Annotated in this window: 15 protein-coding genes and 1 pseudogene; 10 read left to right on the forward strand and 6 right to left on the reverse strand. The window is 66.4% G+C overall.

All coding sequences use genetic code 11. The features are described from left to right. Nucleotide 1 precedes the first annotated feature (1 nt). Together ACVWYP_RS20205 and cobJ are read left to right on the forward strand one after the other, a co-directional pair. Nucleotides 2–733, forward strand: a complete 732-nt coding sequence (locus ACVWYP_RS20205) for a precorrin-2 C(20)-methyltransferase (RefSeq protein WP_304499540.1) — start codon at nucleotides 2–4, stop codon at nucleotides 731–733. Next, nucleotides 730–1464 carry a precorrin-3B C(17)-methyltransferase gene (gene cobJ / locus ACVWYP_RS20210; RefSeq protein WP_304499541.1) on the forward strand — a complete coding sequence of 245 codons (735 nt, stop codon included), beginning with the start codon at nucleotides 730–732 and terminating at the stop codon, nucleotides 1462–1464. The genes ACVWYP_RS20205 and cobJ overlap by 4 nt, the downstream gene beginning before the upstream one ends. Here the strand turns inward: cobJ and ACVWYP_RS20215 are convergent. Further along, nucleotides 1440–2189, reverse strand: coding sequence for a cobalt-precorrin-6A reductase (locus ACVWYP_RS20215; protein ID WP_304499542.1), 750 nt, complete (start codon nucleotides 2187–2189; stop codon nucleotides 1440–1442). The two genes, cobJ and ACVWYP_RS20215, sit on opposite strands and share 25 nt — an antisense overlap. Here ACVWYP_RS20215 and cbiE point away from each other — a divergent pair. The 6 genes and pseudogenes from cbiE (at nucleotide 2188) to cobF (ending at nucleotide 7318) form a co-directional block, all read left to right on the forward strand. After that, nucleotides 2188–3369 carry a precorrin-6y C5,15-methyltransferase (decarboxylating) subunit CbiE gene (gene cbiE / locus ACVWYP_RS20220; protein ID WP_304499543.1) on the forward strand — a complete coding sequence of 394 codons (1182 nt, stop codon included), beginning with the start codon at nucleotides 2188–2190 and terminating at the stop codon, nucleotides 3367–3369. The genes ACVWYP_RS20215 and cbiE overlap by 2 nt on opposite strands. Continuing rightward, on the forward strand, nucleotides 3366–3734 hold the full coding sequence (locus tag ACVWYP_RS20225) for a cobalamin biosynthesis protein (RefSeq protein ID WP_304499544.1): 369 nt from the start codon (nucleotides 3366–3368) through the stop codon (nucleotides 3732–3734). Before cbiE ends, ACVWYP_RS20225 begins: the two co-directional genes overlap by 4 nt. Continuing rightward, complete coding sequence (gene cobM, locus ACVWYP_RS20230) at nucleotides 3731–4528, forward strand: precorrin-4 C(11)-methyltransferase (RefSeq protein WP_304499545.1); 798 nt, start codon at nucleotides 3731–3733, stop codon at nucleotides 4526–4528. Before ACVWYP_RS20225 ends, cobM begins: the two co-directional genes overlap by 4 nt. After that, nucleotides 4525–5835 (forward strand): cobyrinate a,c-diamide synthase, encoded by a 1311-nt coding sequence (locus tag ACVWYP_RS20235; protein ID WP_304499546.1) that lies wholly within the window; start codon nucleotides 4525–4527, stop codon nucleotides 5833–5835. The genes cobM and ACVWYP_RS20235 overlap by 4 nt, the downstream gene beginning before the upstream one ends. After that, a pseudogene (gene cobA / locus ACVWYP_RS20240) lies at nucleotides 5832–6561 on the forward strand (uroporphyrinogen-III C-methyltransferase). The gene ACVWYP_RS20235 and the pseudogene cobA overlap by 4 nt, the downstream one beginning before the upstream one ends. A 7-nt stretch (nucleotides 6562–6568) precedes the next feature. Continuing rightward, the gene (cobF, locus tag ACVWYP_RS20245; RefSeq protein WP_304499548.1) at nucleotides 6569–7318 is read left to right on the forward strand and encodes a precorrin-6A synthase (deacetylating); all 750 of its coding nucleotides are present in this window, start codon (nucleotides 6569–6571) and stop codon (nucleotides 7316–7318) included. A gap of 36 nt (nucleotides 7319–7354) precedes the next feature. Here the strand turns inward: cobF and ACVWYP_RS20250 are convergent, their stop codons facing one another. Continuing rightward, on the reverse strand, nucleotides 7355–7546 hold the full coding sequence (locus ACVWYP_RS20250) for a hypothetical protein (RefSeq protein WP_038382082.1): 192 nt from the start codon (nucleotides 7544–7546) through the stop codon (nucleotides 7355–7357). Between the two features lie 64 nt (nucleotides 7547–7610). Here ACVWYP_RS20250 and ACVWYP_RS20255 point away from each other — a divergent pair, with 64 nt between their 5' ends. Then, complete coding sequence (locus tag ACVWYP_RS20255; RefSeq protein WP_304499549.1) at nucleotides 7611–7784, forward strand: hypothetical protein; 174 nt, start codon at nucleotides 7611–7613, stop codon at nucleotides 7782–7784. Between the two features lie 102 nt (nucleotides 7785–7886). Here the strand turns inward: ACVWYP_RS20255 and ACVWYP_RS20260 are convergent, their stop codons facing one another. Then, on the reverse strand, nucleotides 7887–8393 hold the full coding sequence (locus ACVWYP_RS20260) for a YkgB family protein (protein WP_304499550.1): 507 nt from the start codon (nucleotides 8391–8393) through the stop codon (nucleotides 7887–7889). Between the two features lie 36 nt (nucleotides 8394–8429). After that, complete coding sequence (locus ACVWYP_RS20265) at nucleotides 8430–8966, reverse strand: carboxymuconolactone decarboxylase family protein (protein WP_304499551.1); 537 nt, start codon at nucleotides 8964–8966, stop codon at nucleotides 8430–8432. A gap of 130 nt (nucleotides 8967–9096) precedes the next feature. Between ACVWYP_RS20265 and ACVWYP_RS20270 the strand changes: the two genes are divergently transcribed. Beyond that, a complete protein-coding gene (locus ACVWYP_RS20270) occupies nucleotides 9097–10092 on the forward strand; it encodes an AraC family transcriptional regulator (protein WP_304499552.1) in 996 nt (331 codons plus the stop codon). Nucleotides 10093–10145: 53 nt separating this feature from the next. On the opposite strand, the gene ACVWYP_RS20275 is transcribed toward ACVWYP_RS20270, so the two are convergent. Next, nucleotides 10146–11072 (reverse strand): response regulator transcription factor, encoded by a 927-nt coding sequence (locus tag ACVWYP_RS20275; RefSeq protein ID WP_212054995.1) that lies wholly within the window; start codon nucleotides 11070–11072, stop codon nucleotides 10146–10148. Further along, nucleotides 11062–14430: a hybrid sensor histidine kinase/response regulator gene (locus tag ACVWYP_RS20280; protein WP_304499553.1), complete on the reverse strand. Its 3369-nt coding sequence runs from the start codon at nucleotides 14428–14430 to the stop codon at nucleotides 11062–11064. The genes ACVWYP_RS20275 and ACVWYP_RS20280 overlap by 11 nt, the downstream gene beginning before the upstream one ends. Nucleotides 14431–14434 lie beyond the last annotated feature (4 nt).

A 14434-nucleotide genomic window follows, 5' to 3' on the forward strand; every position in this document is an offset into this window, starting at 1 on the left:
GATGGGACGCATCATCTGCTGCGGCCTCGGCCCAGGCGATCCGGACCTGATGAGCGTGCGCGCCGACCGCATGGTGCGTGCCGCGAAGCATGTCGCCTATTTCCGCAAGAAGGGCCAGCCGGGGCAGGCGCGCCGCATTGTCGAAGGCTTGCTCGCCGCTGACGTCAGCGAATATCCGATGGAGTATCCGGTCACAACCGAAATCGCGTTCGACAGTCCGGACTACGCGCGGCTGCTGGCCGACTTCTATGACGAATGGGCCGAGCGCCTGGCGCGATTTGCGCGCGCGATCGACATCGTCGTGCTGTGCGAGGGTGATCCCTATTTCTATGGCTCGTTCATGCATCTGCATGCGCGGCTGCAGGGGCGTGTCGAGATCGAGGTGATCGCCGGCATTCCCGGCATGGTCGGTTGCTGGAATTCGGTGGGGCAGCCGATTGCGCTAGCCGACGATGTGACGACCGTTCTGATGGGGACGCTGCCGGAGCCGGAGCTCGCCGAGCGGATGCGCGGCTCCGACGCGCTGGTCGTGATGAAGACCGGCCGCAATCTTCCGAAGATTCGCCGCGCGCTCGCGTCCGCGGGGCGCCTCGATGATGCGTGGCTCGTCGAACGCGGCACCATGCCGGACCAGCGCGTCGCCCGGCTCGCTGACATCGGCGAGGCCGAGTGTCCGTATTTTGCGATCGTGCTGGTGCACGGGCAGGGGCGGCGGCGGGAGGCGGCGCAATGACCGGCACGCTGACCATCGCGGGGCTCGGACCGGGCGATGAGGCGCTGATCACGCCGGAGGTCTCTGCTGCGCTCGCGGCTGCGACCGACATCGTCGGCTATGCGCCCTATGTGACGCGCGTGCCGCCGCGCGCTGGGCTCACGCTGCATCCCTCGGACAATCGCGTGGAGTTGCAGCGTGCCGCTGACGCGCTGCGGCTTGCATCGGAAGGCGGCCACGTCGTCGTGGTGTCCTCTGGCGATCCCGGTGTGTTCGCGATGGCATCCGCCGTGTTCGAAGCGCTGGAGGATGCGCCGCAATGGCACGACTTGCCGATCCGGGTTCTGCCCGGCGTGACGGCGATGCTGGCGGCGGCGGCAAGCGCCGGCGCGCCGCTCGGTCATGATTTCTGCGCGATCAACCTCTCCGACAATCTCAAGCCATGGCCGCTGATCGAGAAGCGCCTGCGGCTTGCGGCCGAAGCGGATTTCGCGATCGCGATGTACAATCCGCGCTCGGCCAGCCGGCCGGAAGGCTTTGCACGGACGCTCGAGATCTTGCGCGAGGCGGGCTGTGACGAGCGGATCGTGGTGTTCGCGCGCGCCGTCAGCACGCCCGAGCAGCGGATCGAGACGGTCGAGCTGCGCGACGCAAGGCCAGAGATGGCCGACATGCGGACGCTCGTGATCGTCGGCAATTCGGCGACCCGGCGGGTCGGCCGCTGGGTCTATGCGCCGAGGCAGGTCCGATGACCGAGCCATTGCATCACTTCGCGCACGCTCCCCACCCGCGGTCTGTCGGGCAGAGACGGCCGCGTGATCATGATGACGGGAAGGCCGAGCAAGCGGGCGGCGTCGATCTTGGCGCGCGCGCCGGTTCCGCCGGAGTTGCGGGCGACGATCCATTCGATGCGACGCGCGCGCATCATCTCGAGCTCGCCCTCGAGCGTGAAGGGGCCGCGCGACACGATGACGTCGGCATCGGGCAATGGCAGCGCTTGCTCGGGCGGGTCGACGAAACGCAACGTATAGGCATGTTGCGGCCGGTTGCCGAACGGCGCGATATGCTGGCGGCCGATCGCGAGGAACACGCTGGCGCGGCTGTCCGGCAAGGCCGCGGCCGCGGAGACGACGTCCGCGACCTCGATCCAGCGATCGCCGGAGGTTTTGTCCCAGGGCGCGCGCTCAAGCGCGATCAGGGGCGTTGTGGTTTGCGCGCAGGCGGCGATCGCGTTGCGGCTCATCTCGGCCGCGAAAGGATGCGTCGCATCGATCACATGCGTGATGGCTTCGCGACGCAGGTAATCGGCAAGACCGCTGACGCCGCCGAAGCCGCCGCTGCGGACCGGCAATGGCTGGTCGGCTGGTGCACGGGTACGTCCGCCATAGGAATAGACCGCGTCGATGCCCGCGCGAGCGATCGCAACGGCAAGCGAATTGGCGTCGGCCGTTCCGCCCAGGATCAGGGCGCGCATCATGGGTAATCCGTGGTTGACCATCATCGGCATCGGCGAAGATGGCCTTGCCGGCCTCTCCGACGCAAGCCGAAACGCGCTTTCCGAAGCCGAAACGGTTTTCGGTGGCGAACGGCACCTCGCGCTCGCCGGCATCGCCGACCGCGGCCGTGCCTGGCCGGTGCCGTTCGATGCGAACATCGTGCTGAGCTGTCGCGGTCGTCCGACGGTGGTGCTCGCGTCGGGCGATCCGTTCTGGCATGGCGCCGGCGGAAGCCTTGTCGAGAAGCTGCAGCCCGGCGAATGGGTCGCGCACTCCGCGCCGTCGACGTTCTCACTGGCGGCGGCTCGTTTGGGCTGGCGTATCGAGAACGCTGTCTGTCTCGGTCTTCATGCCGCACCGTTCGAACGGCTGTTGCCGCATCTGGCGTGCGACGCACGGATCATCTGCCTGCTGCGCGACGGCAAGGCGGGGTCCGATCTCGCGCGTTGGCTGACGGAGCGTGGTTGGGGGGCGTCGGCAATATGGACGCTTGCGGCGCTTGGCGGACTGCGTGAATCCATCACGCAGCATCGCGCCGACAATTATGTGGAGGATTCGGGCGACAGCCTCGTCACGGTTGCGCTGGAGGCGAAGGGAGGACAAGGAATCGCACGCAGCTCGGGTCTTGCCGATGCGCTCTTTGTGCATGACGGGCAACTGACAAAGCGGCCGGTCCGCGCGCTTGCGCTGTCGGCGCTTGCGCCGCGGCCCGGTGAGCGGCTGTGGGATGTCGGCGCGGGCTCGGGCTCGATCTCGATCGAATGGGCGCTGTGTGGAGGGACGGCGATCGCCGTCGAAGCCCGCAGCGAACGCGCCGCCAACATCCGCAGCAATGCGGCGAGCTTCGGCCTGGCGCATCGGATCACCATCATCGAAGGCGAGGCGCCCGGCGCTTTATCGGACCTCGCGAGGCCTGATGCCGTGTTCATCGGTGGCGGCCTCGACGCCACGATGTTCGATGCGATCTGGTCACGGATCGCGCCGGGAACGCGACTGGTCGCGCATGCGGTGACCCTGGAGACCGAGGCGCTGCTCTCCGATCTGCACCAGCGTCATGGCGGGGAGTTGATGCGCCTCGAGATCGCGCAGGCCGAGCCATTGGGCCGCTATCGCGCCTGGAAAGCCGCGCGGCCGATCGTGCAATGGAGCGCGCTCCGATGAAGGTCGCTGGTCTCGGATTCAGACGCGATGCAAGCGTCGCGTCCTTGCGCGACGCACTCGACGCGGCCGGCGGGTCCGACGGCCTTGCGGCAATTGCAACGGTGAGTGACAAGGCCGATGCGGCGGCATTGAAGGCGCTGGCCCAGGAACTGGGACTGCCAGTCCGCGGCATTTCTGCCGGGATATTGGCCGAGATACAAACCGCGACACAGTCCGAAATCATCAAGGCGAGATTCGGAACAGGTTCGGTCGCCCAGGCTGCGGCGATCGCTGCGGCAGGGCGCGGTGCGCGCCTGATCTCGGTCAGGGCTGCGTCACAGGATCGGATGGCCGTTGCGGCGATCGCGGAAGGAGACGGCGAATGACGGTGCATTTCATCGGCGCAGGACCCGGCGCTGCCGATTTGCTGACCCTGCGCGGGCGCGATCTCATCGCCTCGTGCCCGGTTTGTCTCTATGCCGGATCGCTGGTGCCGTCAGGTGTTCTGGCGCATTGCCCGCCGGATGCGCGCATCGTCAACACCGCGCCGCTCTCGCTCGACGAAATCATCGCCGAGATCGCTGCCGCGCATGCGGAGGGCAAGGATGTCGCGCGGCTGCATTCCGGCGATCTCTCGATCTGGTCGGCGATGGGCGAGCAGCTGCGCCGGCTGCGCGCGTTGCAGATTCCCTATTCGGTCACGCCCGGGGTGCCGGCCTTCTCGGCGGCCGCGGCGGCGCTGGAGGCCGAGCTCACGCTGCCGGGCCTTGCGCAATCGGTGGTGCTGACACGCACGCCGGGCCGGGCGAGCGCGATGCCTGATGGTGAGACACTCGCAGCGTTTGCTGCGACCGGCGCGGTGCTGGCGATCCATCTTTCGATCCATCTGCTCGACAAGGTCATGGCCGAGCTCACGCCGCACTATGGCGCGGATTGCCCGGTTGCGATCGTCTGGCGCGCGAGCTGGCCGGACCAGCGCATCATGCGCGCCACGCTCGCGACGCTCGATAGTGCCGTGGGCCCCGAGCTCGAACGCACTGCGCTCATTCTGGTCGGCAAGACGCTCGGCGCGGACGAATTCGCCGAGAGCCGTCTCTATGCAGCCGACTACGACCGCCGCTACCGTCCGGTCGGGGCGGCGCCGCGCTTTCCGGAATCGTCGCCGGAATCATCGCAATGACCGCGGGGCTCGTCATCTCTGCGCCGGCATCCGGTGTCGGCAAGACGACGCTGACCCTGGCGTTGGCGCGCGCCTATCGCAATCGTGGTCTCAAGGTGCAATGCCTCAAGAGCGGGCCTGATTACATCGATCCCGCCTTTCACGCGGTCGCCACGGGACGCGCGTCGGTCAACATCGATAGCTGGGCGATGGCGCGCGAAGCGATCGTGCATCTGGCAGGCCGCGGCGCGGATGCCGATCTCGTGCTGGCGGAAGGCTCGATGGGACTGTTCGACGGCGTCGCCGCGCGTGGCGTCTCGGGGACCGGCGCCACCGCCGACATCGCCGAAATGATGGGGTGGCCGGTGCTGCTGGTAATCGATCCCTCCGGTCAGGCGCAGACCGCGGCGGCGGTCGCGGCGGGATTGCGTGATTTTCGCGCCGGCGTACGGCTTGCCGGCGTCGTCCTCAATCGCGTCGCGAGCGCGCGGCATGAAGCCCTGGTGCGCAATGCCATGGCCGGCGCGGGCATTCCGGTATTGGGATCGCTGCCGCGCCACGCCGAGATCGCCTTGCCGAAGCGTCACCTCGGCCTGGTACAGGCCGAAGAGCAGGCTCAAATCGACGGTCTGATTGACGAAGCCGCACGCTTCGTCGCCGAACATGTCGATCTCGACGCCGTGCTGCGATCGGCGCGCGCCTCGCCGCCACAACCAGCCGTGCGTGGGCTGGATATCACACCGCCCGGTCAGCGCATCGCGCTCGCACGCGACGCGGCGTTCTCCTTTGTCTATCCTCACATGCTGGAAGCCTGGCGCGCGGCCGGCGCAGAGATCGTGACGTTCTCGCCGCTTGCCGACGAAGGCCCCGATCCGGACGCCGATGTGTGCTGGCTGCCCGGCGGCTATCCCGAACTGCATGCCGGCCGGCTTGCAGCCAACGGGCAATTTCTCGGGCGGCTCCGCACCTTCGCCGAGATGCGGCCGGTGCACGGTGAATGCGGGGGCTACATGGTGCTGGGCGCCGCGTTGACCGATGCCGACGGCGTGCGCCATGAGATGGCGGGATTGCTCGGCCTTGAGACGAGCTATGCCAAGCGCCGCATGCATCTGGGCTACCGGCTCGCCGAGCTTGCCGCACCGATGCCCGGCCACGGCCCGGGCGCACGCTTGCGCGGCCACGAGTTTCATTATTCGACAATCATCGCGCAGCCCGACACGCCGCTCGCGGTGGTGCGCGATGCGACCGGTACGATCGTTGCGGAGACCGGATCGCGGCGCGGCTGTGCGACGGGTACATTCTTCCATCTGATTGCGGAGGACCGGTGAGCGGATTCGTTTCCTTCGTCTCGGCAGGTCCCGGCGATCCCGAGCTCCTGACAGTGAAAGGCGCCGCGCGGCTGCGCGAGGCCGATGTGGTGCTTTATGACGATCTTGCCTCGGGCGCGATCCTCGATCTCGCGCGCTCTGGCGCCAATCTCGTCGCGGTCGGCAAGCGTGCCGGCCGCCTGTCGGCGAAGCAGCACCACGTCAGCCGGCTGCTGGTCGATTATGCCGCCGCCGGCGTGCGGGTGGTGCGGCTGAAATCGGGCGACGCCGGCATTTTTGGTCGGCTCGAGGAGGAGATCGAAGCGCTGCGCGCGGCGGGCATCGGCTACGAGATCATTCCCGGCGTGACCTCGGCCTCGGTTGCCGCCGCGCAGGCCGGCATTCCGCTGACGCGACGGCTGACCTCGCGCCGGGTCCAGTTCGTGACCGGCGCCGATGTGACGGGCGAATTGCCCGCGGACCTGAACTGGGGCGGCGCTGGCCGATCCGGAAGCGACCACCGTCGTCTATATGGGGCGGCGGACCTTCCCGGCATTGGCCGCAAGGCTGATCGCGCACGGCCTCGCGCCCGACACGCCCGCGCTGCTGGCGGAATCGCTCGGCCACGCCGACGAGCGGCTGCTTCGCACCACGATCGCAGCGCTGGCCGAACAGCTCACGCATGCCGGCGCGGCCACGGCGGCTGCCGTTATCCTGTTCGGTGCGCTGGCGCCGGAACGAGGTTGACGCGGCCATGTTGACGCTGTCCCTAATCGGCATCGGTTGTGGTGATCCCCGGCAGCTCACTTTCGCTGCGACCGCCGCGATCAATGCCGCCGACCTGATCCTGATCCCGCGCAAGGGGACGGCGAAGTCGGATCTCGCCGAGTTGCGTCGAACGATCTGCGCGGACGCGTTGAGCAATGACCGCGCACGCATTGCCGAGTTCGACCTGCCGGTGCGTGACGCCGGCGAAGAGGATTATCGCAAGGGTGTGGACGATTGGCATGATGCGATCGCTGCGACGTGGTCGCAGGAAATCGCGCGCCATCTTGGCGGGGAGGGACGCGTCGCCCTGCTGATCTGGGGCGATCCCTCGCTCTACGATTCGAGCCTGCGGATTGCGCGCCGGCTCGATCCGTTGCCATCGATCGAGGTGATCCCCGGCATCACGTCGATCCAGGCGCTGTGCGCGGCGCATGCGCTGCCGCTCAATGAGATCGGCGAGTCGTTCCTCGTGACGACCGGCCGACGGCTGCGCGAGGGTGGCTGGCCGCCCGGCGTCGACACCGTGGTCGTGATGCTCGACGGCGGCGCCGCCTTCCAGACGCTGGATCCTGCCGGGCTGCAAATCTGGTGGGGCGCCTATCTCGGCATGCCCGATCAGATCATCATGGCGGGGGAACTGGCAGAGGTCGGCCCTCGCATCGTCGCCGCGCGACGAGAGGCACGTGAGCGGCACGGCTGGATCATGGACAGCTATGTCCTGAAGCGGAAATCGTGATCCAGATTTTGCTCCGGCATTCCATGCAGACGGCTGCTAGGTCTTCAATCCGCGAATCGAAGGTTGGATGGTCAGGCGGTAGGCGACGAGCCTGTCGCCATCGAACTGCTCGAGGGTCGTCTCGCAGACCGGGCAGCGATACTCGCCCTTGCTTCCAGATCCGGACGCCAGCTCAAGGCGTCGGAATCCGGCCCCGCAGCGCGGGCATGTGACGTCGTCCTTCTTCATCAACTCACCCCAGAACAACACCGGCGCTGCTTTTTAGCGCAGACCGCGCGGCGGAACTATGTTCATGGCCGGAGAGCTAGGGATCATTCGTGCATGGAAGCGGCGGTGCGTCGTCGTCGAGCGGGTGGCAGCGCAGCCGATTGCGCGGAGCGGGCGGTCGATTTTCAACGCATTGTGCAAGTTCGGCAAGGGGTTATGGCTCGGCTTTAAAGAGCAATGGCTGCCGGACCCGCAATAATAATGACTGCCATGTCGCTGTGTTCGAGAGATGCTGCGTCTGCTCAGTCCCATGCGCGATCGCCGGCACGCCCGAGGCCCACCGGCGAACAATCGCGATCAGCTATTGCCTGATCAGACGAACCAAATCCTGTCGGAGCAGGTAGAGCGAGACGGCGAACAGCACGACGTCCTTCATCAGGAAGGGCACGTTGCCGGTCATCGCGGGGAAGCCACCGGCGGCAACGTCCCAGCCATCAGGCATGAACGGAATGATGGTGACCGTCGCGATGAAGGTTCCGGTCGAGCCGAGGGCGCCGAGCACGCCGAGCCGCTTGTCCCAGAAGCCCGCGAGCAGCAGCGAACCGAAGGTCCACTCTGAGGCGCCAAGGAAATAGCTGGCGCCGGCATGGCCGAACGCTGGATAGAGCCACCAGATCAGCGGCCCGTTGCTGATGAACGGGACCAGCCGTTCGAATTCATACGGAAACCACTTCTGGTAACCGAAGAACAGGAACATGATCACCATCGCGGCCCGGACGACGTGATAGTCGAGATCCTCCGCCAGCAGGCCGGACCTGTCGAGCGCGCGGAGAAGCGGATTGTGTGTGGTGTTGGCAAGCGTGGTCATGGTCGTGATCCTTTCGCGTGACATCGCTCGGTCGCTTCACGCGACTGCCGGGAAGTCGATGTCGGTGTCGTTGATGCGGTTGAACACGTTGGTGAAGACCGTGGTCGCAAACGCCAGGCTGATCTCGACCAGCTGCGCGTCGCTGTAGCCGGCGGACTTGATCGCGGCGAAATCCTCATCGCTGACGGTGCCGCTGGACTGCGCGAGCTTGCGGACGAAATTGACGAGCGCATCCCGCCTGGCGTCACCGGTCGGCTCGCCCTCGCGGATCTGCTTGAGCACATCCGCATTTACGCCGGCGAGCCTGGCGAGATGCGAGTGCGCGGCGACACAATAATCGCAGCCGCCGGCGGCGCTAATGACGAGCTTGACGACCTCCAGGTCGCGCCGGGGCAGGCTGCCGCCAGTCAGCACGGCATCGGCCGCAAGGATCGACTTGAGCGCGGCCGGACCGTGGGCCGCAATCGCCGCGTAGGTGTTCGGGACGCCGCCGATCGCCTTCTTGATCTGGGCGTAGATCTGGCCCGACGGGCCAGTATCGGTTTCGAGGTTCGGAACTGAGAGACGAGACATGGTGGCACTCCTTGTTCGGGGTGGTGAACGATTGCGGAGTGACAATAGGATTGGGATTTGAGACATTGAATGTTCATATTGCTCGTTTATATGCTCAATCGTCTCACGATCTGCTTCAGGGGGATTGGCCATGGATTGGCTCAGCCGGCTGTTCGAGATGATGCCGGTGCGCGGGCGGCTCGACTTGCGCTGCAGCTACAGCGTGCCCTGGCGTATCGAGCAGGGACCGGGCCTGACCAACGAGATCCCCTATCATGCGGTGCTGGCCGGCTCGGCGATTCTGGACGACGCCGCGGGCGGACGGCCGTTGCTGCTGAAGCCCGGCGACATCCTCCTGCTTCCCGGTAACCCGCGCCACGTGATGCACGACGGAAGCGGCGCGACACCGCTGCCGCCGCGCAACCGGGCGGCGGAGAATTTCACGATCAGCGAAAACCTCGGATCGGACGAACGGCTTGACCTGTTGTGCGGGCACTTCGCGATTGCAGCCCCGCACGACCGCCTGTTGCGCGATTATCTTCCGCCGCGTCTTGTCGTGCATGCCGGCACGCGTGCGGGAAAGGGAACGGCTGCGCAGCTCGCCGGGCTCGTGTCGCTGATGCGCAGCGAAACGGCCGACGATCATCTCGGCGGCCACGCCATGCTGAATGCGCTGTCCACGGCAATGTTCGCGCTTGTGCTGCGGCTTGCGAGCGAGACCGATGCAACGTCACGGGGACTTCTCGCCCTGGTCGGTGATCCCAGGCTCGCGCCGGCCGTGGCCGCCATGTTCAAGGAGCCCGCGCGTGCGTGGTCGCTGCCGGAGCTCGCGCGGCTTTGCAACATGTCGCGCGCCACGCTGGCGCGCCAGTTCGAGGACAAGCTCGGGCGATCGGCCAGCGATCTGCTCACCGATATCAGGATGACGCTTGCCGCGAACGAGTTGAAGGGATCATCGCTTTCGACCGGCGCTGTCGCAGAGATGGTCGGGTATCAATCGGAGGCCGCCTTTCAGCGCGCCTTCAAGAGCCACATGGGCGTGACGCCGGCGCAGTGGCGCAAATCGCAGCCGCCGGAACAGGAGGTGTCGCTGGGACCTGCTGCACCGGCTGATCGGAAAGGCAGTTCGCCGACTATGGATGCGTAGCGTCCCCCGTGCCTCGCTTACGTTTCGGTGCGGGAGGCGCAGAGTGCGCTCGATCAAGACTTGCGATGCCTTGCGTTGACCGCGATCGCGGCGGCGGCGGTGCGGTTCTCGACGCCGAGCTTGGCGTAGATCTGCTCGAGGTGCTTGTCGACGGTGCGCGGGCTGAGGCCGAGGATCTGCGCGATGTCGCGGTTGGTCTTGCCCTTGGAGAGCCAGGACAGCACCTCGCCCTCGCGGGTGGTCAGGCCGAGCTCGCTGGAGAACTCGGCCGGCATGTCGCCGCTGGTGTCCTTGGCGAGCCGCAGCAGGAATTCGTTGGGCCCGAGCTTGCCCATATATTGCAGCCGCAGCTGCTCGTTGCCGGGGAATGACGCCACGGTCGCTGTCTTCTTTCCTGTGCCGCCCTTCTGCGCCTGCTCGAGCCATTGCGGCATCGGGTCTGGCAGCGCGAAATTGTCGGCGGCGTCGGCGAGCGTATCCGACAGCAGTCGCTGTGCCTGCGGCGTCGCCCACAGCAGCGCGCCGGCGCTGTTCACGGCGAGCAGATAGCGGCCGGAGACGTCGAGCGCCGCGCGGGCGCTTTGCGTCATCCGCGCATTGGCGAGATGGACCCGGATGCGCGCCAGCATCTCCTCGACCACGATCGGCTTCGTCACATAGTCGACGCCGCCGGCCTCCAGCCCGCGCACGATGTGCTCGGTTTCGGCGAGGCCCGTCATGAAGATGATCGGCACGCCGTCGAGCCCAGCGTCGCGCTTCAGCCGCCGGCAGGTCTCGAAACCGTCCATGCCGGGCATCACGGCATCGAGCAACACGATATCGGGCGTGATCTGGTCGACGATGCGCATCGCCGAGGCGCCGTCGAGCGCGACCATCACGGTCATGCCGGCGCCGTCGAGTGCGTCGGTCAGCAGGCGCAACGTCTCGGGCGAGTCGTCGACGACGAGCGCGACGTCGCGCTTCTTCTGTTCAATGGTCATAGCTGTGCAATGTCTTCAACGTCGCCATATATTGATCGAGATCAAACCGGTCGATCAGCGTGCGCATCTGGCCGACGAAATCGGCATGTTCGGGACACTCATTGCCGATCTCGTCGAGCTTGAGCTGGATCGCCCTGACATAGCCGAGCTGGCCGAGGCTGATCAGCTCTTCGACATATTTCACCGGCGGCCGCGAACCGCTCTCGGGCTTCCATTGCGGAGGCGAGGCCGGCTCGGCCTCATACTGCCACTCGATCTTGAGCAACTGGCGGATGGTCTCGAGCAGCCGCGGAATGTCGATCGGCTTCATCAGGTATCCGTCATGGAATGGCTGCGCCAGCGGCGCGCCATGGGCCTCCAGCGCGCTGGCCGAAATCATCAGGATGCGTGCCTGGTGATGTCCTTCGGCGCGCAAGGTTTCGGCGACCGTCCAGCCGTCCATGCCCGCCATCGAGATATCGAGCAGGAACAGGTCCGGCCGGCAATGCTGCGCGAGGGCAAGACAGCCTGGCCCGTCCGGCGCGCTGAGCAGGATGAAGCCGAGCGGCGTCAGGATCTCGCGCAACAGGTCGCGGTGGGTCGGGTCGTCGTCGGTGATCAGGATGGTCTTGCGCGGACCGTGATAGCCGTACACGGGAGCATCGACCGGCGCATCGCGCCGCGGATTGGTGACCTCCGACAGCAGCAGCTTGACGCGGAACGTGCTGCCGCTGCCGACCGTACTCAGGACCTTGATGTCGCCGCCCATCACACCCGCGAGCAGGCGGCTGATGGTGAGCCCGAGCCCGGTGCCGGTCTGCGGCTGGGTGACGCCAAGCGCGCCGCGCTCGAACGGGGCGAAGATCCGCTCGAGATCGTCGGGCTGGATGCCGGGTCCGGTATCGATCACCTCGAACTCTGCGACCGGGCTGCGGTAATGCACCACGAATAGCACCTGGCCGGATTGCGTGAACTTGATCGCATTCGACAGCAGGTTGATCAGGATCTGCCGCAGCCGCTTCTCGTCGGCATAGACCACGACCGGCAGCACGGCCGGCCGTTTGAACACGAAGTCGATGCCTTTTGCTGCGGCTTGCAGGCGGAACATGCCGACCAGCTGCTCGAGGAAGTCATTCAACCGCACTTCATCGCGCGACAGGTAGAGTCGGCCGGCCTCGATCTTGGAGATATCGAGGATGCCGTCGATCAGCCCCGACAGATGATCGGCGCTGCGGCGGACCACGCGCACCTGCTCACGCGGCCGCACCTGCAGGCTGTCGTCCTGTTCCAGCAATTGCGCGTAGCCGGAGATCGCATTCAGCGGCGAGCGAAGCTCGTGGCTGAGGCCCACGACGTACCGGCTCTTGGCGAGATTGGCGGACTCCGCGACCTCCTTGGCGCGCTGCAGTTCGGCGTCGGTGCGCTTGTGGGCGTCGATCTCCTGGATCAGCAGCGTGGTCTGCCGGCGTGTTTCCGCTTCCGCGGCGCGCCGGCTTTGTTGCGCCAGCACGAACAGCCAGGCGACGACGCCAATGATCAGGGTCAGCGCGAAGAACACCTTCCAGAGCACGTCGGCCAGCAATTCGTTGGCATGCACCGCCGCCGTGGTCTGCAGGTAGATCAGGCCGAGCACGATCGCCACGAGCCCGGCCGAGACGGCGAACACGCCGAGATAATGCCCGAGCTGCGAATTGATGCGGGCATAGATCGGTTGCGGCATCACCTTGCCCAGCGCATCCGACACCTGCGCGCCGATCCGGCCATGCGGCTTGCAGAGGTCATGGCAGCGTGCGTCGAGCGAGCAGCACAGTGAGCAGATCGGGCCGGCATAAGCGGGGCAGGAAGCCATGTCCTCGGGCTCGAACGCATGCTCGCAGATACAGCACTGGATCGATTCGATGTTCTGCCAGCTCCGCTTCGGCTTGCGGGCGATGTAGTACTTGCCGTCGGTGGCCCAGGCAATGAGGGGAGCCGTGACGAAGGCGACCGCAAGCGCAACGAAGGCCGACAGCGCCTTCGCGGTCGGGCCGAACAGGCCGTAGAACGCGCTGATCGAGACCACGGTGGCGATCGTCATCGCGCCGACGCCGACCGGGTTGATATCGCAGAGATGGGCGCGCTTGAACTCGATGTGCTGCGGCCGCAAGCCGAGCGGCTTGTTGATGACGAGATCGGCCACCAGCGCGCCGACCCAGGCGATCGCGACGTTGGAGTAGAGCGCGAGCGTCTGCTCCAGCGCCTTATAGACGCCGATCTCCATCAGCAGCAGCGCGACGACGACGTTGAAGACCAGCCACACCACGCGGCCGGGATGCGAGTGGGTGAGGCGGGAGAAGAAGTTCGACCAGGCGATCGAGCCGGCATAGGCGTTGGTGACGTTGATCTTGACCTGCGACAGGATCACGAACGTGCCGGTCAGCGCCATCGCCAGATCCGGCTGGGACAGCACGTAGCGGAACGCCTCGAGGTACATGTTGGCGGGCTCGGCCGCGTGCTCGGCCGAGACGCCGTGGCTGAGCGCAAAGAAGGCGAGGAACGAGCCGGCCAGCAGCTTGAGCGCGCCGAGCACGATCCAGCCGGGACCGGCGCTGAGCAGCGCGATCCACCAGGCCTTGCGCGAGGTGCGGCGGTCGCGCGGCAGAAAGCGCAGGAAGTCGACCTGCTCGCCGATCTGCGCCACCAGCGCGAATACCACGGAGGCCGCGGTGCCGAACAGCAGCAGATCGAGATTTCCTGCGGGATCGCCGTGATCGCCGGCGAATTTGCGCCACTCGGTGAACGAATGCGGATTGGCCCAGGCGATCGCCGCGAACGGCATGATGTGGAGGATGACCCACAGCGGCTGGGTCCAGAGCTGGAAGCGGCTGATCAGCGTGATGCCGTAGATCACCAGCGGAATGATCACGACCGCGCTGATCAGATAGCCGATCGGCCGCGGGATGCCGAAGCACATGTCGAGCGCGCTGGCCAGGATCACCGCCTCGATCGCGAAGAAGATGAAGGTGAAGGAGGCGTAGATCAGCGAGGTGATGGTCGAGCCGATATAGCCGAAACCGGCGCCGCGGGTCAGCAGGTCGATGTCGATGCCGCTTTTCGCGGCATGGTAGGCGATCGGAAGTCCGCAAAGGAAGATGATGACGCTGACCACCAGGATCGCAGCGGAGGCGTTCATTGCGCCGTAGTTCAGCGTGATGGTGCCGCCGATCGCCTCCAGCGCAAGGAACGAGATTGCGCCGAGCGCGGTGTTGGCGACCCGGGCGGCGGACCAGCGCCGCGCGCTCTTGGCGGTGAAGCGCAGCGCGTAGTCTTCCAGCGTCTGGTTGGCGACCCATTGATTGTATTGGCGCCTGACGCGGTCTATCCGCTGCCGCCCTGCCACTCGT

It is taken from the genome of Bradyrhizobium sp. USDA 3262, from assembly GCF_054060035.1.